This is a genomic window from Psychrobacter sp. SHUES1 (assembly GCF_001652315.1).
In the GTDB taxonomy this organism is placed as follows: domain Bacteria; phylum Pseudomonadota; class Gammaproteobacteria; order Pseudomonadales; family Moraxellaceae; genus Psychrobacter; species Psychrobacter faecalis.
Window position 1 is genome coordinate 53,626 of sequence record NZ_LXWA01000115.1, and the last position, 21,621, is coordinate 75,246.

Here is a 21,621-nt window from a genome sequence, read left to right on the forward strand (position 1 = left end):
GTGTGCTTGTAATTTGAATGGCTAAAAATCTCCTTTTTATAACTCATAAAATTATGACGGACAAAGCAATATCAGACCCTGTTTCATTTACCTATTGAGGTCTTTTATGTACAGCTCGCTATCAGAAGATGCGACGAAACCCCTGACTCTAAATAAGACGGTTTTTTTAGGTTCAGCTATTATTTCTATTTTATTGATTATCTGGACGATTGCCTTGCCAGATTATAGTGAGGCATTATTAAGCGCCAGTATGGCATGGGTATCAGAGAGCTTTGGCTGGTATTACATGCTAGTGGTTGCCGCTTATAGTATTTTCGCTTTATTTGTTGGTTTTTCTAAATACGGCGATATCAAGCTGGGACAAGATCACGAAAAAGCTCAGTTTCCTTTTTTAGCGTGGGCGGCGATGCTATTCTCCGCTGGTATCGGGATTGATTTATTATTCTTTGGTGCCTCTGAGCCGTTGATGCATTATCTCACGCCGCATACGGGCTTAGAGCCTGCCAGTGCTGAAGCGATGCGTGAAGCGCTGTCGCAAACCTTTTTACACTGGGGTCTTCATGGTTGGGGTATTTATGCGCTCATTGGTATGGCATTGGCGTACTTTGCGTATCGTAAAAACATGCCACTGGCGCTACGTTCTCCGTTGACGCCGATATTCGGTGAGCGCTTAATCAAAGGTTGGCTTGGTGATGGCATTGATACCTTTGGCGTCGTCTGTACGCTGATGGGTATCGCCACCAGCTTAGGTATTGGGGTATTGCAGGCCAACGCAGGCTTGACACATGTTTTCGGTATCGAATCGAGCAAAATGGTGCAGAGCCTGATTATCTTAGGCGTGGTTGTTGCTGCCGCTATTTCTGCGATGACGGGCGTTGAAAAAGGCGTACGCCGTTTATCCGAATTTAATATGCTGTCGTCGATATTGCTACTATTGGCCATATTGGTGCTAGGTAATACGGTTTATTTGCTCAATACCTTTACCCAAAATATTGGGCAATATTTCCAAACGATTATTTTTAAAACCTTTGATGTCTATGCTTATGATGGTACGGCTGGTGCTGATTGGAAGTCAGGTTGGACGATATTTTTCTGGGCATGGTGGGTCGCTTGGGCACCCTTTGTCGGTTTGTTTATCGCGCGTATTAGCCGCGGTCGCACTTTGCGTGAGTTTGTCTTTGGCGTGATGTTTATCCCGCTTGGTTTTATTTTTGCGTGGTTCTCTATCTTTGGTAATTCAGCGATAGATTTGGTCGCCAATGGCGCAACTGAGCTTGGTGAAATCGCCGTCAATGATGCCGCAATGGGTATGTTTGCCTTGTTTGAATACTTCCCTTACAGTGATATTTTTTCATTGGCAGGCGTATTTATTGGTCTGATATTTTTTGTGACCTCAGCGGACTCAGGCGCTTTAGTGCTTGCAAATCTAAGCTCAAAAGGCATGACCAATGATACCGATGCGCCTGTTTGGTTACGCCTGTTTTGGGCGGCAGCTACGGGTTTGATTACTTTAGGCTTACTGTTTGCGGGTGGTTTTACTTCGCTACAATCGGTTTCCGTCATTGCTGGTCTGCCGTTCTCGCTTATTTTGCTGCTTTACATGATGGCTATGTGGAAATCACTAAAAGAAGAGGGCAACAAGCGCAAAGCCAGTACGGTTGGCACGGCAAACGTGCTCGATAGTGGTAAAGGCTGGAAAGCGCGCTTGCAGCGTATCGTCAGCTTCCCAAGTCACAAGCAAGTCGAACGCTTTTTACAGACGGTCGTTAAACCTGCCATGATTGAGGTAGAAAACGAGCTAAAAGCAGGTGGTCTTAAAACCTCACTAGATATCCGAAATTTGGCCAGCATTGGTAAAAATATCGATGCTGCAACCGACGAAGATGACGGTCAGATAGATGGGGTAAAACTGCGCGTCGGGCATGGTGATGAAGATGACTTTATTTATGAAGTTAATCTCATCAAAGCTGAGCGACCAAACTTTACCCTCAATACTTCCAGTAAGCAGGCCGAGTTTTATTATCGTGCTGAAGTATTTTTAAGTGATGGCTCGCAAGAGTATGACTTGGTTGGCTATACCAAAGAGCAAGTGCTGGTCGATATCTTGCATCAGTACGAATGTCATATGCAGTATCTGCATTTAGAGCGTTAATTCATTTATTAAATCATTCATCAAAGGCTAGTATATATAGTTAGTTCAAAATAAAAGCGAGAAATTATAGCTGTGTGCGACTGGTATAAATTTTCCTTGCTTGCTGTTATCACAGAGGCTACGAAAAATTCATCCCAGTCGCACTGTATCGATTTTAAAGTAATTCTACTATAACTTGCTAGATGTTAGAGATGTGATTAATCATTTGGCAAAACATAATCCCATAAGTTGCATACAGCTTATGGGATTTTTTATATAAATTAGCTCAATAAATAATAAGCTTAATGATAAATTTAGTGATAAACCTAGTAATGAGTGATTGGGCGACAGCAGTTGTCGCACAGTTTTTTTAGCCGCTTTATTTTCATAAGGTTTTATATTATAGTTATTGAGTCAGGCAAAAATAACACGACAAACCGTTAACCCTCGGGGCGCAACGCTTCACTTTTTAACTGGGTTGTCTTTAGCAAACACTTTTAACAGTGTCCTTTTTAGCAATGTTATTTTCGTTTAATCCTAAACAATCACGCCTGCAAAAATCCAAACCTAAACCCCTAAAAAATCTTGCTTGATAAGCAGAATAACCGAATAGAAAAACGCCCGTTAATGTTAGTTTTTTAAAATTTATAACGCTAAAAAATAGCGTTACGATAACGAAAAAATACGGCTAACAAACCAGCAAAGTATGAGAATTCTACGCGCCTAAACCAATTAACTTCACTAATCTTATAGCCAATGACGTCATTTAAGCAAATGGCGAACAGACTAGGCTGGCTTAAAATTGCGCTTAAAAGAATCCAAAGAAAAATACGAAATAAAAATATAGAAAATAATGCGATAAGCAATCAAAAATCAAAACTGGAAACCAAAATTATAAGGATAAAACGATGACAAAGTTAACCTATCAATTTGAGCAAAAACGCATAAACAATGTGCAGTGGTCGGATGGCGCAAAACTGTCTGGAATAACGGCACTGGCGAATGATGAGAAAGGGCGGGTACGAAGCAGCCCATTGTTTTATCTTGAGACGGTTTCGATAAACAATTATGAAGACGATGTGTATTTTGTCAATAATACCGATGACACATTGAGTTTTGTCGCGCCGTTTAGGCTGTGCCGAAACATAGGTGAGGCAATGGCTAAGCTCGGTGATGTCAGTGCTGGAAACGTAGAAAAGGTAAAACTTTATAGCGATGATATCGAGTATTTATATACGGACGTTTTACCGAAACAAGCGGTGCGTATTGGCAGTACGCATATCATTTATGATAGCGATGCGCTGATGCAGTGGTTTATCGATGTGCCTTATAAGGGCATTGATACCAAAGGCATTGATACGTATTATGGTATTTGGCAGTTTAATGTGGTGGAAAAGGGCGGAATTGGCGGATCTTATCCATTGCTGTGGGAGAATTTTAGCAAGCCCTCGCACGTAGTGAGCAGTGAGTATGTGACTGAGCGCAATGAGATGCCGATAGAGCCTTTACTCTATGACGAGCGCTGCTCGGTGTTGGAGCAATTTATTGAACAGTATGGCGTGGCTGACGCTATATTTATCTTGGCTATTAATGATGTGCTCTATCGCTATTGTGTAGGCTGGAGTGCGCCCTACAATGAGTCCGATATTCAAGCAAAAGATATTGCGCGTAAATTAACAGCGCAAAAGCCAAAAGATGCTGAGGCGGTAAAATCCATTATCCAAGCGGTTTATGATTTTTGGTTTGGTAAAGGCTTTGCGAAAAATACTTCAATGCAGGCTTGTGAGGAGATTTTGAGTTTATACCAAGCGCAAATTGCCAATCAAAAATCGCTGATAAAAGACCAAATTAATAAAAATAATACTAAAAAATAATGAAAAAAGGAGAGAGCTATGATGTTTCCTATCGAAAATAACAACACGTTTTTACTGTTTTTCCATGGTCTCGATTCAAGTTGCGAGACCAGTGAATACACGTGTATCAAGCGCGAGCCGAAATATTGTCAAACGGTCAATTACCGCGAAAATTTTGCAGAAATTTTTGAGATTTACGATGCTTTAATTCAAGAAAAAATGCAAGAGTATCCACGCGTGGTGCTGGCAGGGCATTCGCTTGGCGCTTGGTTTGCCAATCATTTTGCCCATAAATATAACCTGCGGGCTCTCTTGATTGCGCCTTGCATTTATCCAAGTGAGGTTTTAGCGGACCGTATTCCCGCCGTAGCCGATATGAAACTGTCGTTTCCGACCTCAAACACTGAGATGATGCGAGTCATGGTGGAAGTCGACGATGAAAGTCTGGATGTGGCGGTCGCTAGGCGAACTTTGTTTAATCTACCGGATAGCTGGGAAATCGATTATTTTGACGGCGGTCATCACCGTATCGCTCGTAGCAGTGATATTTGGTATCACTTGGTACATCTGTGTGAAGATCCTATCGTTTGGATGGATGAGGCGACGTATCATGGTGAAGATTAGGGGATTTGCGGATTAAAAAGAAGTCATGATCGCGTATTTATTTTCTATGGGCTGATGTGCTATCATCATTGAATAAACTATCGTGGGTTTAACAGTTTTGTCCTCGCCATTTATTGCAAATCATCAAGATTGCGATTGATAGCGGCGTACAAACCTTGCAACTTCCAGCACGATATAAAACAATCCTGGTAAAGCGCATGAGCCTGTACTCCGACATCCTCATTTGTGCCTGATTTTATACTTTTTCGTCGGAGTTATAGGAATATAAGGTCTTCATCATCATGAGCCAATCTGCCCAGCCATCCAAATTTACCCGCCGTTTTCAGCCGTACCATCCTCTCGCACAATACGTCATCGCGCAAATAGATACGTTAGAATATCGCGCGCAATATATTGTCAAAACCATGGGTTACCCACTAAAGCATACCATGCCTGCTTGCGAACGCCTGCGTCATGTGCTGTCCAATAAGCATCTTGGCCTTGACGGCAGCTATATGGATAAATATTTTAGCGCCGATGAGTTTTTAGCAAAGTTATTTTCGGTACTCGATTTGCCTTATGAGCCATTTGCAGAAGATATTGCTCAGATTAAAGATGAAATAGCACAGGGTACTGCGCCGCAACCTCGATATCGCCTGCAAGCCAATGTTGATTTTAAGTTTGATGACAACGCCAATTGGCTGTCTCGTTGGGCCGCTGCACTTTGGACTCAGGTAGATTTGCCAAGCGGATTTGCCAAACTGGATGAAATGGCGCGTAAAAGTATTATTAAAGAGCGTATCCGCACGCATTATCAAGAGCGTGGATCTAACGTGCCGTACGATGGCGCTATAAAAGGCTATTGCTTGATTATGGAACTGCAAGATAAAGAAGTCGAGAGAATCGAGTACGACTTACCAAAATCTAAAAGTGTGTAATAGCCTAAGCGATATTTATTCTATAATTTCAAAGAACCATCTTTACAATCCTATAAGTTAAACGTCAAACTAAACATTATCTTAAACATAAGCCTCTCTATCCTTTTATGATAGCGAGGCTTTTTTGTCGCGCGTAAACTCTTAAGGTTCGAGGCTACCATTGAAGGCAAGTGTGGTCATTGTTATGATAAGCCAAGCTATACTTAATAACTTTTAAGCTTAAAACGATAAAGATTAACCAAACTGCGAAACCTCTCTATGACTCCTTCGATTTCCTCTTATCCTCGTCTGTACTCTTTTCGTCGCTGTCCTTATGCCATGCGCGCCCGTCTTGGGTTGTTGTTTGCGGGGCTGCAGGTCGAGCTGCGCGAGATAACATTAAAAAATAAGCCGCCGCAAATGCTAGCGATTAGCCCAAAAGGTACGGTGCCTGTGCTGCAGCTTTTAGATGGCACGGTGATTGAGGAGAGTAGAGAGATAATGACATGGGCGCTTACGCAGCAAGATGCGCAAGGGTTGCTTGCTGCCCAGACCTTGCCGCAAGCAAATGCGCTGATTGATAAAAACGACAATGAGTTTAAATATTGGCTCGATCGCTATAAATACGCCGACCGACATCTTGAGATGAGCCAAGCAGAGTATCGACAACGGGGTGAGATTTTTTTACAAATGTTAGAGGAGTTATTAATCAAAAATCCTTATTTGCTAGGGGAGAGTATAACCATCGCTGATATTGGTATCATGCCGTTTGTGCGTCAATTTGCGCATGTAGATCGCAAGGTTTTTTATGATTTACCTTATCCAAATTTGCAGCGCTGGCTACAAGACTGGCTCTCCCATCCACTTTTTTTGCAAGCGATGACTAAGTTTGCGCCCTGGCAAGAAAAAGATGACGTGGTGGTTTTTCCTGCCGCTTTCATCGATTGTCATTAGTGCTATGATAAAATCTCTCAATTACATATAAGAGGTTGCCATGACCATTGATCTCAATAGCCGCTACGGCTTGAATCCTGCTCATAGTGAAGTCGTAGAAGCGTGCCAGATTATTGAGCCGTGCGATGCGCTCGATATGGGCTGCTCAAATGGGCGCAATGCTTTGTATCTTAGCCAACTTGGGTTTAATGTGACGGCGATAGATGCCAATCTTAGCGCTATCAATATGCTACAAGACATTGTTAAACAAGAAGGACTTACAAACCTCAAAGCCGAAGTGTACGATATCAATCGTGCCAGCCTTGATGCCGATTATGGTTTTATCAGCTGTACGGTGACTCTGATGTTCCTTGACCCCGCACGCGTTGACGCTGTCATTGCTGATATGCAGGCGCATACGCTGGCTGGTGGTTATAATTTGGTTGTGTGCGCTATGAACACTCAAGCCTACCCATGTCCTGTTAATTTCCCGTTTACTCTAAACGAAGGGCAATTACGCCACATGTATCAGGGCTGGGAGTTGATTAAATATAATGAAGACGTCGGCACCATGCATAACGGCGCGCAATTACAGTTTGCTACCATGTTGGCACGTAAGCCCAGTTAAGCAATGTTAAGTGATGTTAGACAATAAATCTTAATCAGATCACATTAGTCATACTGTCAATTCAAAAGGTTGTTTACGCTATATTTACCACAGCGTTAGCAGCCTTTTTTAATTAAAAATTTTACAAGCCTATACATCAATAACAAACGCACTATACAGCGGAGCAGTCGTTTTTTTAATATACTCATACTTAGAGAAATGACACGATAAAAAAATAACACGATAAAAAAGAATAATGGAAAAATAACATGGATTGGTTCAGTATTTTTATTTATGACACCACATGGTCTTTTGCGGCAGAAATCGCCATACGTACTATCATCATGTTTTGCCTGATTATTTTATTATTACGCTTTACGGGCAAACGCGGCATCCGCCAACTCTCTATTTTTGAGTTAACCATTATCTTGTCACTGGGTTCTATTGCAGGCGACCCGATGTTCACAGAAGATTTGCCGCTTATTCAAGCAGTGCTCATCATGAGTATTGTCTTGCTACTTTATCGGTTTTTTACTTGGTGCTCGACAAGGTACAAAATTTTTGAGCTTATCTTAGAAGGTAAGCCGACTTGTATTGTCGAGGATGGTTTATTGGTCTTAGAGGACGTCAAAAAGGGCAAAATGTCGCACGATGAGTTCTTTTCAGAAATGCGCCAAAAAGGCGTGCGTCATCTAGGTCAGGTTCAGGTAGGGTTGCTCGAAACGGATGGCGATTTTAGCGTGTTGTTGTTTGAGCCTGAGAAAACGCAGTATGGACTGCCTATTTTTCCACAGGAATTTAAAAAAGCAACGGTATTAGAAAATAGTCATCCCTATGCTTGCATGCACTGCGGTTATGTACAATATATCGAAGTGGCAAATGATAGATGCAAGCGTTGTCAGCACTCCAAAGGATGGGCGAAAGCGCTCAATACCAAGTTTGTAAATTAAGCAGTATGACTGGTGACCACCTCAATAATACTTTTACAAATAAGGCTGTTTATACTGCGTAGCTTTTGCTCAGGAGCGCCGTGGCACAGGCTGCGAAAATCATAAATCTCGCCTTGATAGCCGATACAATAAAAAAACGTGCCGACGGGTTTTTCTTCAGTTTCAGAGCCACCGGGCTTTAATAGCCCCGTACAGGCAACATGTAAATCGGCCTCAAACATTTTTTTGGCTTTGATGACCAGCTCACGCGTCACCTCTAACGACTCAGGCGTACAGTCCTCAATTAATTGGCTAGGTACTTTTAATACCTGCTTTTTTATCGAAACGTCATAACATACTAGGCCACCCATTAATACATCGCCAGAATATGGACTGACAGAAAAGCGATGCGCTAAGTAGCCCGCGGTCGCGCTTTCAATAAAGACCACCGTCAATCCTTTATCAGCGAGTAATTTTACACAACTATCGGTCACGCCTGCCTCCTTTTCTTTATTAAAGCTCGTAAAATAAAAACAACCACTATTCACTTAAACTATTACAGTACTTTGCTCGTAATTATTCAATTTATGGATTGATGAATTTGCGTAACTATTATTTAAAACTTACCTTTCTTCACTAAATGTTATTTAGCTTTAGGATTAGTTCTTGTAATATCTTTATATAGTATAAAATATTTGATAGGAAATCGGTTTTTAGCTTAGTCTGAAGAGACTGGGTTTTAAATAAGATTGATGACCCTTTAAACGGACTTTTAGGCGATAGCTATGTTTGCATTTGATATCAGTATGAAGATTTTAACCTACCATGCCTTTCAGCTTGGCATTGCTTTTATACTGTCGCTACCGATTGCCCTTAATCGTGAGCTTGAAGACAATGGTGCGGGACTCAGAACCTTTCCTTTGGTGACGATTGCCTCGTGCGCTTTTATGTTGGTAGGTATGGATATTTATCAAGGCTCGGACGCAGAAGCTCGTATCATGTACGGCATCATAACTGGTATGGGTTTTATTGGTGGTGGGGCTATTTTTAAAAACGAGAATGGGGCAAAAGGCACGGCAACCGCCGCTGGGCTATGGAATACAGCGGCAATTGGTATCTCGGTCGCCTATGGGCGCTATGAAATTGCCATTATCCTCTCAGTTGTTGGATTTATCATTTTGCAATTCTCCAAACCCTTTAAGCCAAAGCATAGGCGCAAAGATTGATAATTAAGCTATTTAATATGATTGGATAAAAGATATTAGACATAAAATAAGCGAGAACCATGATGGTCTCGCTTATTTTATGTCTCTGTTGCTGTGCGGTTTATCTATTGCGTATAGCGATGCGGTTTGCCAAGCTCAAATTTATTGCACGCCCTCTGCCGGTGTTTGATCGAGGTTTGGATTGTTTTCATTAACAACCACAGCATCAACGCCTTTTTCTTCATCTTCTGTACCATCTACGCCAGAATAATAGGTTTGATCTCCATCATTCTCGGTCGCGTCAGTAGAGGTGACGGTAGTATCTGTAGAAGTGGTCGCCGTGGTGGTCGAGGTTTCGTTGTCTGTCGTAGTGGCTACAGGCGCCATTTCGTCAGCTTGCGTATCGGTAGACTGGACGTTGTCATTGGTCGTGGTCATGTCGGCAGTGTCAGTCTCTGTACTAACATCCGTTGCATCTTCTCTTTCGTTGCTGCAAGCGCTAAGCCCAATCACACTGGCTAATAAGGCTATCCATAGTTTGTTTTGAAGCTTTTTAGGCGTTACTGATGTTTTCATTTTTATATCCTTGTTATTGTTTTTGATTGTCCGCTTATAATAAGATTTAGCCAGATTAGCGATTTATTCGTCTATGCTTGGTTATTGAAAAACCTGATAATTAAACTGACAGTATGCCTAAATATAATAAAGAAACTTAAAAAATTCAGGTGAATAAAGGTAAAGGTTTGTCAATCTGTGTATCATATATTCTTTAAAATAATTTATAAGTAACTAAAAGAAAAAATACATTATGAATCCCGATAATAAAACCCCACTTGCTTTTAGAAGGTATCCTTCGACCACGGCGCTACAATGCTTTGAGACAGCAGCGCGGCATTTAAGCTTTACCAATGCGGCGCAAGAGATGCACATGACGCAAAGCGCTATTAGTAAACAAGTCGCGCAGCTTGAAGAAATGCTGAATCTGTCACTGTTCTATCGCACCCCGCATCGTATATCTTTAACGCCGGCTGGGAAGACTTACTACTTAGAAGTGCTTGAAATCCTCAAACATATTGAGGCGGCGACTACTAGTCTGATGTCAAACAGCGATAATTCAGAAGTACTGAAAATCGTCTCGCATCCAACTTTTTGCTCGCGCTGGCTGATGCCTGCATTAAACGGCTTTGGGGCAGCAAATCCGCTGATTAATTTAACCATTAAAGAGCTGGCTGGACCGTTTTTTTCTGAAGATCAAAACGTCGATGTGGCGTTTTTATATGGCGATGGGATTTGGGGCGGCATGGAGTCGATTAAGCTGTTTGACGAGTACAATGTGGCCGTCTGTCATCCGGATTATTTAACAGACATAGCCGCATGCATGGGTGATATAGGCAATATAGATAATTGCACGTTATTACAACTCAGCTCACGCCCTAGCGCTTGGTATGAATATTTTAGACAGCAGGATATTCGTATCGATGGTACCTTTGTCGGCCCGCGCTTTGACACCTTTCATACGACTATTTCAGCGGCACTACTTGGCTATGGTATCGCATTGGTGCCACTGCGTTTGGTTGCGCCAGAGCTACAATCAGGCGCTCTGGTGACGGCGTGGCGCTATGCCTCAAAAGGCAGGGGAGCTTATTATATGTCTTATCCTTTAGCCATGGGCAACTCGCATAAAATAAAGGTCATTATTGAATGGGTTTCAGCTTATCTTGCTAAATCAAAGGAGCCTACGCCAGACTTGGATTTTATCTTGTAATGTAAAACAGATTGGAACTTTTTAGCGATTAACCCTGTGAGCTTTTAATCCTTTGGCTATTAACAAGGTTAAAAAGTACAGTTAGTAAAAGCAAAGTTTGAAAAGTACCGTTTGAAAAGATAGCAACGCACCGGCCTTGAGCCGGTTTTTTTATCAATGTTAAATATGGTAATGGTAAACATGGCAATGATAAGCAGGGCAATAATAAGCATGGCAATGACAAAAAGGAATGACATCACAACTATTATTCGTTTGCTGATAGGGGAGCAGTTTGCTCAAATGACTCTCTCATCAAGGAAGATAAGAGACCACCATGGAGCAGCTATATAACGTCACCGATGCCTTTACGATGGTGCATCCGCTGACATTAGTCAAAGGTAAAAATGCCAACGTTTGGGACGATAAAGACCGTTGCTATATTGATTTTGTCGGCGGTATTGGGGTCTTAAACCTTGGTCATTGTCATCCTCATATTGTCAGCGCGATTGTCACTCAAGCGCAGTCGCTGATTCATTATGCTTATAACGCCGCCGCTCATCAGCCATACCAAACCTTTATGCCAAGACTGTGTGAATGGATTCCTATTAAGGGTAAGCTGACAGGCATGCTCACCAACTGCGGCGCAGAAGCCACCGAAAATGCCATAAAAATTGCCCGTATGCAGACCGGACGCACTGGTGTGATTGCCTTTGATGGTGGTTTTCATGGGCGTACATTGGCGGCGGTTAATTTAAATGGTAAGGTCGCGCCTTATAAGCGCGGGCTTGGGCCATTGTCCGGCGGCGTCTACCATATTCCTTTTCCTAGTCCTGATAACGATATCAGCGATCAGCAGGCGATCGCGGCTTTAGAGCGTCTTTTTGCGGTAGAGACTGATGTGGCTAATATCGGCGCCATTATCGTCGAGCCCGTCCAAGGTGAGGGTGGGTTTCAGCTGCTGTCCGCGGCGTTTGCCCAATATCTACGCAGCTTTTGTGATGAGCATGGCATCTTCCTCATCATGGATGAGATTCAGTCGGGATATGGTCGCACAGGTACGCCTTTTGCCTTTACGCATTTAGGGGTTGAGCCTGACCTGCTATTGCTCGGTAAAAGTATCGCCGGCGGCTTACCACTTGGAGCGGTAGTCGGCAAAGCTGGCGTGATGAATGGTCTGCCAAAAGGGAGCTTGGGCGGAACCTATTCAGGTAATCCAGTGGCGTGTGCGGCGGCAAATGCTACTTTGGATATCATGCAGGACGATGAAGTCTGGCAATCAGCTAAGCATTATGCCAACACCATTGAAAGTACTGTCAATGAATGGCAGCAGCAAAACCTCTCTGCATGGCTATATGGACTGACAGGAGTTGGCGCGATGCGCGGTATCAAGCTGCGTCATCCAACTTATGGCACGCATCCAAGTGTGATGGCGCATGTCTTAAAACAAGCGCGTAAGCAGGGCTTGCTGTTGATGCCAAGTGGTAAGCATCGACATATTATTCGCTTATTGCCGCCGCTGACGATTGAGCCTGAAACCCTAACGGCGGGTCTTAATATTTTAAAAACGGTGCTAAGCGATATTCCTAATGAAATGCCAAAGCTATAGTGTCTGTGAGCTGCTGAGAGTTTTTGTGAGTTGCTGAGAGTTTCTGAAACGACTGTTTTTATCTAAAAAATACCTTAATTAAAAAGGATACATACTTGTGAACCCTACCTTTATCAATAGCGATGATATTCGCCACGATTTCTCTATCGCCATGTCAGAGATGTACCAAAAAGAAGTGCCGTTATATGGTGACCTCATCGATTTAGTGAGCGAAGTAAATACCGAAGTATTAAATAAGCAGCCTGAAATTAGGCAGCAACTTGAGCACACCGGAGAGATTGATAGGCTAGGTATGGAGCGCCACGGTGCGATTAGATTAGGCACCGCCGCTGAGCTAAGCATGATGCGCAGGCTGTTTGCGGTGATGGGCATGTACCCCGTTAGTTACTATGATTTGGCGCCCGCTGGCGTGCCTGTGCATTCTACGGCTTTTCGAGCGATTGACACGCAGTCTTTAAATAAAAGTCCCTTTCGCGTTTTTACTTCTCTATTGCGCCTTGATTTGATTGATGATGAAGCATTAAAACAAGAAGCGATAGCTGCTTTGGATAAGCGCAAAATATTTACAGATAACGTTGTTAATTTAATTAAGCGCTTTGAGGCGCAGGGCGGGCTAGTGGCTGAAGACGCTAAGCAATTTGTCAAAGAAGCGTTAGAAACCTTTCGCTGGCATGACAAAACACCCGTTTCAAAAGCGCTTTATCAGCAACTATTAAGCCAACACGGACTTATTGCTGACGTCGTCGGTTTTAAGGGCCCGCATATCAACCATCTGACGCCTCGAACCTTAGATATCGATGCGGTACAAGCTGGTATGCGAGCAAAAGGCATACCACCAAAAGCCATTATAGAAGGGCCACCGAGACGGAGATGTCCTATTTTATTGCGTCAGACCAGTTTTAGAGCGTTAGAAGAAGCGGTTAGCTTTAAAAATCCTAACGGCGGCTATGAAACGGGGCATCATACTGCGCGCTTTGGTGAGATTGAGCAGCGCGGCGTGGCTTTAACGCCTAAAGGCAGAGCGCTGTATGATCAACTGCTTAGCCAAGCTCGCCGCCAGTTAGCTGTGACGCCAAATGCCGATAACGCCTCGGAGTATTATCAGGTTTTAGAAAGTGCATTTGCAGCGTTCCCTGATGATTATCAAACGCTGCATGATGAAGGTTTGGCGTATTTTTACTATCAAGCAGTTGGTAGCGATGCAGATATAGTCGTTGCTGATATTGAACAGACACTAGATTCTTTAGAAGTAGAAAGTATAAATGATTCTATATCAAAGCAAGTGGTTACTGATTTACTTGAGCAAGAAATGATTCGCCTAGAACCTATCGTTTATGAGGATTTTTTACCCGTCAGTGCGGCGGGGATTTTTCAGTCCAATCTGCATGACGACAGCACAAACGACAGTGCAAACGGCAATGAAAACGGCGGCAAACAAAGTAAGGGTGAAGTTCATACCAATAAAGAAGCGTTTGAGAATGCTTTGGGCGCTCAGGTGTACGATGAGCTTGCGCTTTATCAAACGCTGCAAGCCCAAAGTCTCAAAGCCTGTTTGGCGAATCTAAATAGTAAAGCTTTAAATGATGTTATCTAAAACAGTGATAGATAATTGGAACTATTAATGAGCATTCCAAAAAGGAATGGCAGTACGAAATTAATTATTTTGCAACTTAGCTGGGTGCAAGTTAAGTTAATAAGTCTTCAAGGAAGTATAAATTAATAAAAGGGATGGATTATGATCAAGCAGTATATGGCCGCGATGGGCGTCGAAGAAGCGCTATATCAAAATGGTGATTTTGACGTCAATAGCCCAATTGATGGCTCGGTGATTGGCAGCATAACATTGGACAGCGTTGATGAGGTCGATACCAAGATTGCCAATGCCAAAAAAGCTTTTAAAGAATGGCGCGTGGTGCCTGCGCCAAGACGTGGCGAGCTGGTGCGCCTGCTTGGTGAAGTGCTGCGCGAGCATAAAGAAGACTTAGGCATGCTGGTGTCATTTGAAGCCGGCAAGATTAAAGAAGAAGGCCTAGGCGAAGTGCAAGAAATGATTGATATTTGCGACTTTGCCGTCGGGGTGTCGCGTCAGCTTTATGGTTTGACGATTGCGTCAGAGCGCCCAGGCCATCACATGCGCGAGACATGGCATCCGCTCGGGGTGATTGGTGTCATCTCAGCCTTTAACTTTCCCGTTGCGGTTTGGTCTTGGAATACCGCACTGGCTATCGTCTGCGGTAACCCTGTGATTTGGAAACCATCAGAAAAAACCCCGCTTGTCGCTTTGGCCTGTCAGGCATTGTTTGAAAAAGCCTTGACCAAATTTGGCGATGCGCCAGACCATCTATCACAAGTCTTACTCGGCAAGACCGATGTCGGTAACGCCTTGGTTGAGCATAAAGATGTTGCTTTGGTGAGCGCCACCGGCAGTACGCGTATGGGCCGAGAAGTCGGGCCAAAAGTTGCCAATCGTTTTGGTAAATGCTTGCTTGAGCTTGGCGGCAACAACGCCATGATTTTGGCACCAAGTGCCGATTTAGACTTAGCGTTACGCGGCATTTTATTCTCCGCGGTTGGTACAGCGGGTCAGCGCTGTACGACATTGCGCCGCCTATTTGTCCATGACTCTATCAAAGACGACATCCTACCGCGCATCAAGTCTGCTTATGAAACCGTTAGCATCGGTCATCCACTAGAAGGCAATCTGGTTGGTCCGCTTATCGATGAAGACAGCTTTAATAATATGCAAGTGGCGTTGGAAAAGGCGCGAGAAGCAGGCGGCACGGTCACGGGCGGCGAGCGCGTCCTTGCAGACAAATATCCTAACGCCTATTACGTAACGCCTGCCATTGTCGAGTTTGACGAGCAAAACGATGTCGCCAGAAGTGAGACGTTTGCGCCGATTCTGTATGTCATGACCTACCAAGACTTTGACGAAGCGATTGAGATGCAAAACGATGTGCCACAAGGCCTATCGTCATGCGTCTTTACCAATGATTTGCGTGAAGCGGAGACTTTCCTCAGTGACCGCGGCAGTGATTGCGGTATTGCCAACGTCAATATCGGTACCAGTGGCGCTGAGATTGGCGGCGCGTTTGGCGGTGAAAAAGAAACCGGCGGTGGCCGTGAATCTGGCTCTGATGCGTGGAAAGTCTATATGCGCCGTCAGACCAATACCATCAACTATTCAAAAGAGCTGCCACTTGCCCAAGGTATTAGCTTTGGTTAATAAAAAGGTGAGCACAAACTTTTGCTAATTTGATGTATTTATCAATAAACTGCCAAGCCTAATTTATATAAGCTTGGCAGGCTAAAAATGATAAGCAATCAAGGATTGGTTGCCACTCCCATCGACGACTACTAAGGAAGGTAGAACTATTATGATCGATGATAAAACGCATAACCCCGATATAGACGGCTATGATCCGTCGTCTAGCTTTTTACTCGATATTGCGCCGCTTGTATTGACTGCCATCATTCTAATGATACAGTTTTTTGTTTTCAAAGATTTTACCCCTCATATACCCTTAGCCTGCGGTATTTTAATCACCGGTTTGTTTATGAAACTGCGTGGCCGCAGTTGGCAAGGTATGGAAGAGCGGTTTTTAAAGGTTATTAAAATCGGTTTGCCAGCGATGATTATCCTGATGGGCGTCGGTATGCTCATCGGCGCATGGATTATCGCCGGAACCGTGCCGACCATTCTGTACTACGGTTTTAGTATTTTCTCGCCTTCCTCGTTTTTATTTTCCGTCTGTCTTATTTGCGCCATTATTTCTGTCGCTACGGGTACCTCGTGGGGCACGGTTGGTACCGTGGGTCTTGCGATGATGGGAATTGGTATGGGGCTTGGTATACCCGCGCACCTAACAGGTGGTGCTATCGTCTCCGGTGCTTTTTTTGGCGACAAAATGTCACCGCTGTCAGATACCACTAACTTAACCCCAGCCGCGGCGGGTGTAGACCTTTGGGATCATATCAAAGGTATGCTGCCGACGACCGTGCCCGCCATGATTACGGCTTTGGCGCTCTATGCTTGGATTGGCATGGGTTATGGTGACGATAGCATCGATTTGTCTTCTATTCGTGCATTGCAGGATAACTTAGCGGCCAATTACAATTTAAGTATCATCACCTTATTGCCAGCGTTAGTGGTTATTGTCGCCGCTGTGATGAAAATGCCAGCGATACCGACCGTATTAAGCGGGGTGCTGGTAGGCTCAGTGATTGCCGTCTTTATGCAAGGCGTGGGCGTGAGTGATGTTTTTAATGTTTTACAAAATGGCTTTGTCAGTGAGACGGGTTTTGAAGTGGTAGATCAATTGTTGTCAAAGGGCGGCGTTATGTCGATGACATGGGTGATCAGCTTAACGATATTTGCTCTGGGTTTTGTTGGGGCGCTTGAGCACTACGGTACGCTCAAAGCCATCATGGCGAAAATTAACCATTTCGTAAAATCGCGTTTGGGGTTGGTTTTTACGACGTACGGCAGTGTGCTGAGTGTCGGTACGCTGATTGGTGATGTTTACACGACCTGTGTTTTGCCAGGGCGTTTATTGCAAGACAAATATAAAGACATGGGCTATAAGCGCACGACCTTGACGCGCTCTATCGAAGACGCGGGTACGCTTTTGTCACCCCTTATCCCGTGGAATATGGGCGGTAGCTTTGTGGCAGCGACACTTGGGATAGCAACATTGACCTATGCACCTTTTGCTTTTGCGTGTTGGTTGTCGCCTTTATTTGGGCTGTTATGGGCGTTCCTTGATAAGTTCATACCGCGCGAAGAGCCTGAAGTAAAAAAGGTTGATGTTGCTTTTTCTGTCAATGAAGCGCGCTAATAAAGGAATATGATATGTTGCAAGAGCAGTGTTTATGGAACATGACCGCGCCGAATATTGACGCTTATAGCCAAATGAGTAGCGATACCCAAGCGGCGGTGTGCATCATTGGCGGCGGATATACCGGATTGTCAGCGGCGATTCATTTGGCTGAAAAAGGCGTCAAGGTTGTCTTGCTTGAAAGCCAAACCATCGGTAGTGGCGGCTCGGGAAAAAGCGTTGGGCTCGTGAACGCCGGAACTTGGGCGCGCCCTGATGACTTGAATATCAGTCTGGGTGAAGCAGCCGGTGAGCGTTTGACCCAAGCGCTTGGGCAAGCACCAAGTTTGGTATTCGACTTAATCAAACGCTATGATATCGACGCCCAAGCCACTCAAGCGGGCAACCTTCACATGGCCCATAATGCCAAAGGTGAAATCGATGTCGATATCAGATACGAGCAGCTGCGCCGCCGCGGTGCCAATGTTGAGGTATTGACTGGCAGCAAATGCCATGAATACTGCGGTACCACCAGTATCAATAAAGCCTTATTAGACCATCGCGCAGGTACCATCAATCCGCTGGCGTATGTCAGAGGGCTTGCCAAAGTTGCCACCAATCTTGGCGTGACGATTTACGAGCATTCTGGCGTTGAAGCACTAGAAAAGGTGGACGGTCATTGGTATGCAAGAACCGCCAAAGCGCGCGTCAAGTCTGAGCGCGTCATCATCGCTACCAATGCCTATAGCGAAGGCGAATGGACAGAAATTAAGAAAACATTTTATTTGGTTTATTACTATCAAATCGCCTCTGAACCACTGAGCGGCGAGGCGGCAGAGCGCATTTTACCTTATAAAACAGGGGCGTGGGATACCCGTTTGGCGTTATCAAGTTTCCGCCGTGATAATGACAATCGTCTATTATTGGGCACAGTTGGTGGTACGCAGATGAAACCAAAATCCTTTTATCAGTCATGGGCCAATGCGGTGCAAAAAAGCTATTATCCAGATCTGCCGGCCTTTAATTGGCAATATGAGTGGTGCGGTAGCTTTGGCTTTACCCAAGATCATATCTTTCGCGTGATGGAGCCCGATGAAGGTTTGTTGACCGCGACCGCCTATAATGGTCGCGGCATCACTACTGGTACGCTCATGGGTAAATGCTTTGCTGAGTATATATTGACTGGTAATAGAGACAGTATTCCTATTCCATTTAAGACGTTAGAAGAAGCGAAAATCCCTTTTGCAGGCATTAAATCTGGCTTTACGGAGTTGGGATTGACTTTATACCACGCTGGTCAATGCCTTAAAATTATCAGATAGCATGTTTATTTACATAGTGTGGTTATTTACTTGGTTAAAGTACGACTAAATTTTTATAAATATCATAGCCAATATGGCCGTCGTTGTAAGTCATACATTTAAGCTTATCGCTAAGATTATTGATTGATGAGAGGTTAAAAAACTTGCGCCAAATAATATTATGAGCCGTGGTAAGCGTTTTAAGGTGAGATAGGTTGCTTGTTAGCTTTTTTAATGTCACATTTAGGGATTGTTAATAATAAAATTACAGGGCAGTTTAAGGAACATTATGCGAATTTTAGACATTCATACGGTAAAAAAACAGCTGACCATGTCGATGGCAATTGAGGCGATTGAGGAATTACTCAACGTGCAAGGCGAGCATCCGACTTGGGTTAAAACGCCTGAACGCCTTGTTATTCCGACTTTTGAGGACAGTAGTACAAAAAGCTCCGGCAGCCATTTATCCATGCCGGCAGTGGTATTTGACGGTACTAATGAATACGCAGTCGTCAAGCTGGTCACTATCTGCTCGGACAATCCTAAGCGTGATAAACCAACAACCATGGCCAATGTCACGGTCTCCGACAATGACACAGGAGAGATGTTGGCCTTTTTGGATGGGGTATACATCACCCAGGTACGTACCGCGGCGCTGTCCGGTATCGCAACTAAATATTTAGCCAATCCCGATAGTCAGGTGGCAGCAGTGGTCGGCACGGGCGGTATGGCGTATGAGCAGCTTAACGCTATTCTTACCGTACGTCCAAATATCAAGCAGGTGAATCTTTGGAACCGAACCGAGCAGACCGCGCATAAATTTCAGGAGAAATTTAAAAAAGACTACCCACAATGGGACGTTGATTTTACGGTGTGCGACGATATCGAAGCGGCGATTCAAGACGCCGATATTATCAATTTGGCAACGCGTGCGACGTCAGGCTTGTTCGAAGCGGCGCAGATAAAAGCCGACGCTCATATCAATGCCGTTGGTGCCTATCAAGCATCGATGAAGGAAGTGAGCAATTCGGTGATAGAAGCCAGCACGTCTGTCATTATCGACGACGCCGAGGGCGGCTTACATGAAGCGGGCGATTTGATACAGGCTCATGAAGACGCTGATAGTACTTGGACGTGGGATAAGCTGACGGGGACGCTAAGTGATTTGGTCAATGAAAAAGTGCAAATTGACCTAAATGCCGATAAAGGTATCACGCTGTTTAAGTCGGTTGGCGCGGCAAGCTTCGATGCTGCCGTCGCGTTAAAGGTTGCTCAAAAGGCCAAAAAAGAAGGTTTGGGCCAGTTTGTTGCGTTATAAAATCTGGCTGCTATTAAGGTAACAGTTTTTAAGACAACGTTTTTATTTTGGTCTAACGATCTCGAAGAGTATTGATATGCGCTATGACGTGATTGTAGTTGGGGCAGGCATCGTAGGAACCTCTATCGCGTGGCATCTGCAAAAAAACAACGCGCAGGTGCTGTTACTTGATAAAAAGCTCCCAGGAGAAGAAACCTCCTATGGTAATGCGGGCATTATCACCAGAGAAGCGGTCAATACCAAACCCTTTCCGCGAAGTGCTAAAGAGATTTTTAGTGTACTGCCCAATAACCGTACCGATATTCGCTACCGTTGGTCGGCAATTTATGGTTTTCAGCGCCCTTTATTTCAGTACTGGCTACATTCCAGCCCAAAAAATATCGAAGTTATCGATAAAGGATGGGCGACGCTGATTGAGCATTGTACCAATGAGCACGAGCCGATGATTAAAGCGGCTGGCGCAGAAGTGTTGGTCAGTAAAATAGGCTGGATTGAGCTTCATCGTCATTCGATTGATTTTGAAAAAGCTATTAGCAAAGCCGTAAAGGCTGCGGAGCAAGGCGTAGAGTATCAAGTGCTATCGCTAGTAGCGCTGCAAGCCCTAGAGCCAAATCTAAACGTTACCGATTATATTGGCGGTATCCACTGGAAAAACTCGTGGCAAATAAAAAATCCCAGTCGCCTTGTAAAAGCCTATGCGAAAAGCTTTGCAGCGATGGCGGGCGAGGTTAAGCAGTCAACCGTGACAGATATTATGCAAACGGCAGAAGGCTGGCAAGTTGTATGCGGCGATGATACCTACGTCTGTCAGCATGTCGTGATAGCGGCAGGGCCTTGGTCAGCTGAGCTTATCAAGCCACTGGGTTATAACATACCGATGTTTCCTATGCGTGGCTACCATCAGCATTTTAAGATCACACCCAAAAACGCCCTTTCACACAGCTTATTTGATGTCGATAAAGGGTTTGTGATGGGTGCAATGGAGCAAGGCATCAGAGTTACTACGGGTGCTGAAATGGCAAATTTAGACGCGCCAAAAAAATTCGCCCAACTAGAAGCCGTGCTGACTCATGCAAGAAAACTTGTGCCACTTGAAGATGCCGTGGAGTCTGAAGCATGGTGCGGGACAAGGCCTTGTATGCCAGATATGAAGCCAGTGATTGGCCCTGCATCAAAACATGATAACTTGTGGTTTGCGTTTGGTCATGCTCATCAGGGGCTGACATTAGGACCAGTCACAGGGCGTCTTATCGAAGAGATGATCCATAATAAGCCATTATTTATCGATTCCAAGCCCTTTAGTAGTCATCGTTTTACTGCTAGTTTTTAACCGTTTTCCGCAGCAACTTCCTGACTCTTCTGCTTCTCCTATCTTTCCTTCTTGCATTATCTATTTTATTTTCATTCCTACTGATTAATAAGCAAGATACGGTGCTCTATCGTAACGCTTAAGGCATATCGTTAGCATCATTGATAGTCAAACACCCACCCTAAAAAAATGGAAATGAGGTAATACCAAACCCAACAATTAAAGTTGCGCCCAAGCACGAGCAGTTAACGACCGAATTCTTTGTGGCTGTTTAAGCAAATTATTCCAAGCCAAGCAAGTGGCATCGACAATAGCCTCATAACTGTCATAACAACGATTAGATAGCTC

General features: G+C 44.2%; 18 protein-coding genes. 16 read left to right on the forward strand and 2 right to left on the reverse strand.

The features are described from left to right. Positions 1-106 precede the first annotated feature (106 nt). The 7 genes from betT to A7325_RS13250 all read left to right on the forward strand — a co-directional run bounded on the left by betT (position 107) and on the right by A7325_RS13250 (position 7,994). Entirely contained in the window at positions 107-2,152 is a 2,046-nt protein-coding gene (betT, locus tag A7325_RS13220) for a choline BCCT transporter BetT (protein ID WP_068408890.1), read from the forward strand. Positions 2,153-3,039: 887 nt separating this feature from the next. After that, the gene (locus tag A7325_RS13225; RefSeq protein WP_068408892.1) at positions 3,040-4,005 is read left to right on the forward strand and encodes a hypothetical protein; all 966 of its coding nucleotides are present in this window, start codon (positions 3,040-3,042) and stop codon (positions 4,003-4,005) included. Positions 4,006-4,023: 18 nt separating this feature from the next. Then, positions 4,024-4,608 carry an alpha/beta hydrolase gene (locus A7325_RS13230; RefSeq protein ID WP_068408894.1) on the forward strand — a complete coding sequence of 195 codons (585 nt, stop codon included), beginning with the start codon at positions 4,024-4,026 and terminating at the stop codon, positions 4,606-4,608. Positions 4,609-4,889: 281 nt separating this feature from the next. After that, entirely contained in the window at positions 4,890-5,525 is a 636-nt protein-coding gene (locus A7325_RS13235) for a hypothetical protein (RefSeq protein ID WP_068408896.1), read from the forward strand. Between the two features lie 258 nt (positions 5,526-5,783). Then, a complete protein-coding gene (locus A7325_RS13240; RefSeq protein ID WP_082894418.1) occupies positions 5,784-6,458 on the forward strand; it encodes a glutathione S-transferase in 675 nt (224 codons plus the stop codon). 40 nt (positions 6,459-6,498) lie between these two features. Then, a complete protein-coding gene (gene tehB / locus A7325_RS13245; RefSeq protein WP_068408901.1) occupies positions 6,499-7,065 on the forward strand; it encodes a tellurite resistance methyltransferase TehB in 567 nt (188 codons plus the stop codon). Positions 7,066-7,313: 248 nt separating this feature from the next. After that, complete coding sequence (locus tag A7325_RS13250) at positions 7,314-7,994, forward strand: DUF421 domain-containing protein (protein ID WP_068408903.1); 681 nt, start codon at positions 7,314-7,316, stop codon at positions 7,992-7,994. Here the strand turns inward: A7325_RS13250 and A7325_RS13255 are convergent. After that, positions 7,991-8,467, reverse strand: a complete 477-nt coding sequence (locus A7325_RS13255; protein ID WP_068408905.1) for a CinA family protein — start codon at positions 8,465-8,467, stop codon at positions 7,991-7,993. The genes A7325_RS13250 and A7325_RS13255 overlap by 4 nt on opposite strands. 291 nt (positions 8,468-8,758) lie before the next feature. Between A7325_RS13255 and A7325_RS13260 the strand changes: the two genes are divergently transcribed. Further along, complete coding sequence (locus tag A7325_RS13260) at positions 8,759-9,199, forward strand: MgtC/SapB family protein (RefSeq protein WP_068408907.1); 441 nt, start codon at positions 8,759-8,761, stop codon at positions 9,197-9,199. A gap of 141 nt (positions 9,200-9,340) precedes the next feature. Here A7325_RS13260 and A7325_RS13265 read toward each other — a convergent pair whose 3' ends face one another. Continuing rightward, positions 9,341-9,754, reverse strand: coding sequence for a hypothetical protein (locus A7325_RS13265; protein ID WP_068408909.1), 414 nt, complete (start codon positions 9,752-9,754; stop codon positions 9,341-9,343). Positions 9,755-9,986: 232 nt separating this feature from the next. On the opposite strand from A7325_RS13265, the gene A7325_RS13270 reads away from it, so the two are divergent. The 8 genes from A7325_RS13270 to A7325_RS13310 all read left to right on the forward strand — a co-directional run bounded on the left by A7325_RS13270 (position 9,987) and on the right by A7325_RS13310 (position 21,294). Continuing rightward, complete coding sequence (locus A7325_RS13270) at positions 9,987-10,943, forward strand: LysR substrate-binding domain-containing protein (protein WP_068408911.1); 957 nt, start codon at positions 9,987-9,989, stop codon at positions 10,941-10,943. 313 nt (positions 10,944-11,256) lie between these two features. After that, entirely contained in the window at positions 11,257-12,528 is a 1,272-nt protein-coding gene (locus A7325_RS13275; protein WP_068408913.1) for an aspartate aminotransferase family protein, read from the forward strand. A gap of 151 nt (positions 12,529-12,679) precedes the next feature. Then, the gene (locus tag A7325_RS13280) at positions 12,680-14,122 is read left to right on the forward strand and encodes a VOC family protein (protein WP_068408935.1); all 1,443 of its coding nucleotides are present in this window, start codon (positions 12,680-12,682) and stop codon (positions 14,120-14,122) included. Between the two features lie 141 nt (positions 14,123-14,263). After that, the gene (locus tag A7325_RS13285) at positions 14,264-15,754 is read left to right on the forward strand and encodes an aldehyde dehydrogenase family protein (protein ID WP_068408915.1); all 1,491 of its coding nucleotides are present in this window, start codon (positions 14,264-14,266) and stop codon (positions 15,752-15,754) included. 151 nt (positions 15,755-15,905) lie between these two features. Further along, positions 15,906-17,366, forward strand: a complete 1,461-nt coding sequence (gene nhaC / locus A7325_RS13290; protein WP_068408917.1) for a Na+/H+ antiporter NhaC — start codon at positions 15,906-15,908, stop codon at positions 17,364-17,366. Positions 17,367-17,380: 14 nt separating this feature from the next. Further along, positions 17,381-18,667 carry an NAD(P)/FAD-dependent oxidoreductase gene (locus A7325_RS13295; RefSeq protein WP_068408919.1) on the forward strand — a complete coding sequence of 429 codons (1,287 nt, stop codon included), beginning with the start codon at positions 17,381-17,383 and terminating at the stop codon, positions 18,665-18,667. Between the two features lie 268 nt (positions 18,668-18,935). After that, entirely contained in the window at positions 18,936-19,964 is a 1,029-nt protein-coding gene (locus tag A7325_RS13305) for an ornithine cyclodeaminase family protein (protein WP_068408923.1), read from the forward strand. Between the two features lie 76 nt (positions 19,965-20,040). After that, complete coding sequence (locus A7325_RS13310; RefSeq protein ID WP_068408925.1) at positions 20,041-21,294, forward strand: NAD(P)/FAD-dependent oxidoreductase; 1,254 nt, start codon at positions 20,041-20,043, stop codon at positions 21,292-21,294. Positions 21,295-21,621 lie beyond the last annotated feature (327 nt).

Bases quoted from the DNA above. Each gene is read 5' to 3' on its own strand.
- A7325_RS13235 (WP_068408896.1), top strand. From the start codon at position 4,890: ATGAGCCAATCTGCCCAGCCATCCAAATTTACCCGCCGTTTTCAGCCG.
- A7325_RS13305 (WP_068408923.1), top strand. From the start codon at position 18,936: ATGCGAATTTTAGACATTCATACGGTAAAAAAACAGCTGACCATGTCG.
- A7325_RS13285 (WP_068408915.1), top strand. From the start codon at position 14,264: ATGATCAAGCAGTATATGGCCGCGATGGGCGTCGAAGAAGCGCTATAT.
- A7325_RS13230 (WP_068408894.1), top strand. From the start codon at position 4,024: ATGATGTTTCCTATCGAAAATAACAACACGTTTTTACTGTTTTTCCAT.
- A7325_RS13240 (WP_082894418.1), top strand. From the start codon at position 5,784: ATGACTCCTTCGATTTCCTCTTATCCTCGTCTGTACTCTTTTCGTCGC.
- betT (WP_068408890.1), top strand. From the start codon at position 107: ATGTACAGCTCGCTATCAGAAGATGCGACGAAACCCCTGACTCTAAAT.
- A7325_RS13270 (WP_068408911.1), top strand. From the start codon at position 9,987: ATGAATCCCGATAATAAAACCCCACTTGCTTTTAGAAGGTATCCTTCG.
- A7325_RS13265 (WP_068408909.1), bottom strand. From the start codon at position 9,754: ATGAAAACATCAGTAACGCCTAAAAAGCTTCAAAACAAACTATGGATA.
- A7325_RS13250 (WP_068408903.1), top strand. From the start codon at position 7,314: ATGGATTGGTTCAGTATTTTTATTTATGACACCACATGGTCTTTTGCG.
- A7325_RS13310 (WP_068408925.1), top strand. From the start codon at position 20,041: ATGCGCTATGACGTGATTGTAGTTGGGGCAGGCATCGTAGGAACCTCT.
- A7325_RS13260 (WP_068408907.1), top strand. From the start codon at position 8,759: ATGTTTGCATTTGATATCAGTATGAAGATTTTAACCTACCATGCCTTT.
- A7325_RS13225 (WP_068408892.1), top strand. From the start codon at position 3,040: ATGACAAAGTTAACCTATCAATTTGAGCAAAAACGCATAAACAATGTG.
- A7325_RS13280 (WP_068408935.1), top strand. From the start codon at position 12,680: ATGTCAGAGATGTACCAAAAAGAAGTGCCGTTATATGGTGACCTCATC.
- A7325_RS13295 (WP_068408919.1), top strand. From the start codon at position 17,381: ATGTTGCAAGAGCAGTGTTTATGGAACATGACCGCGCCGAATATTGAC.
- tehB (WP_068408901.1), top strand. From the start codon at position 6,499: ATGACCATTGATCTCAATAGCCGCTACGGCTTGAATCCTGCTCATAGT.
- A7325_RS13275 (WP_068408913.1), top strand. From the start codon at position 11,257: ATGGAGCAGCTATATAACGTCACCGATGCCTTTACGATGGTGCATCCG.
- nhaC (WP_068408917.1), top strand. From the start codon at position 15,906: ATGATCGATGATAAAACGCATAACCCCGATATAGACGGCTATGATCCG.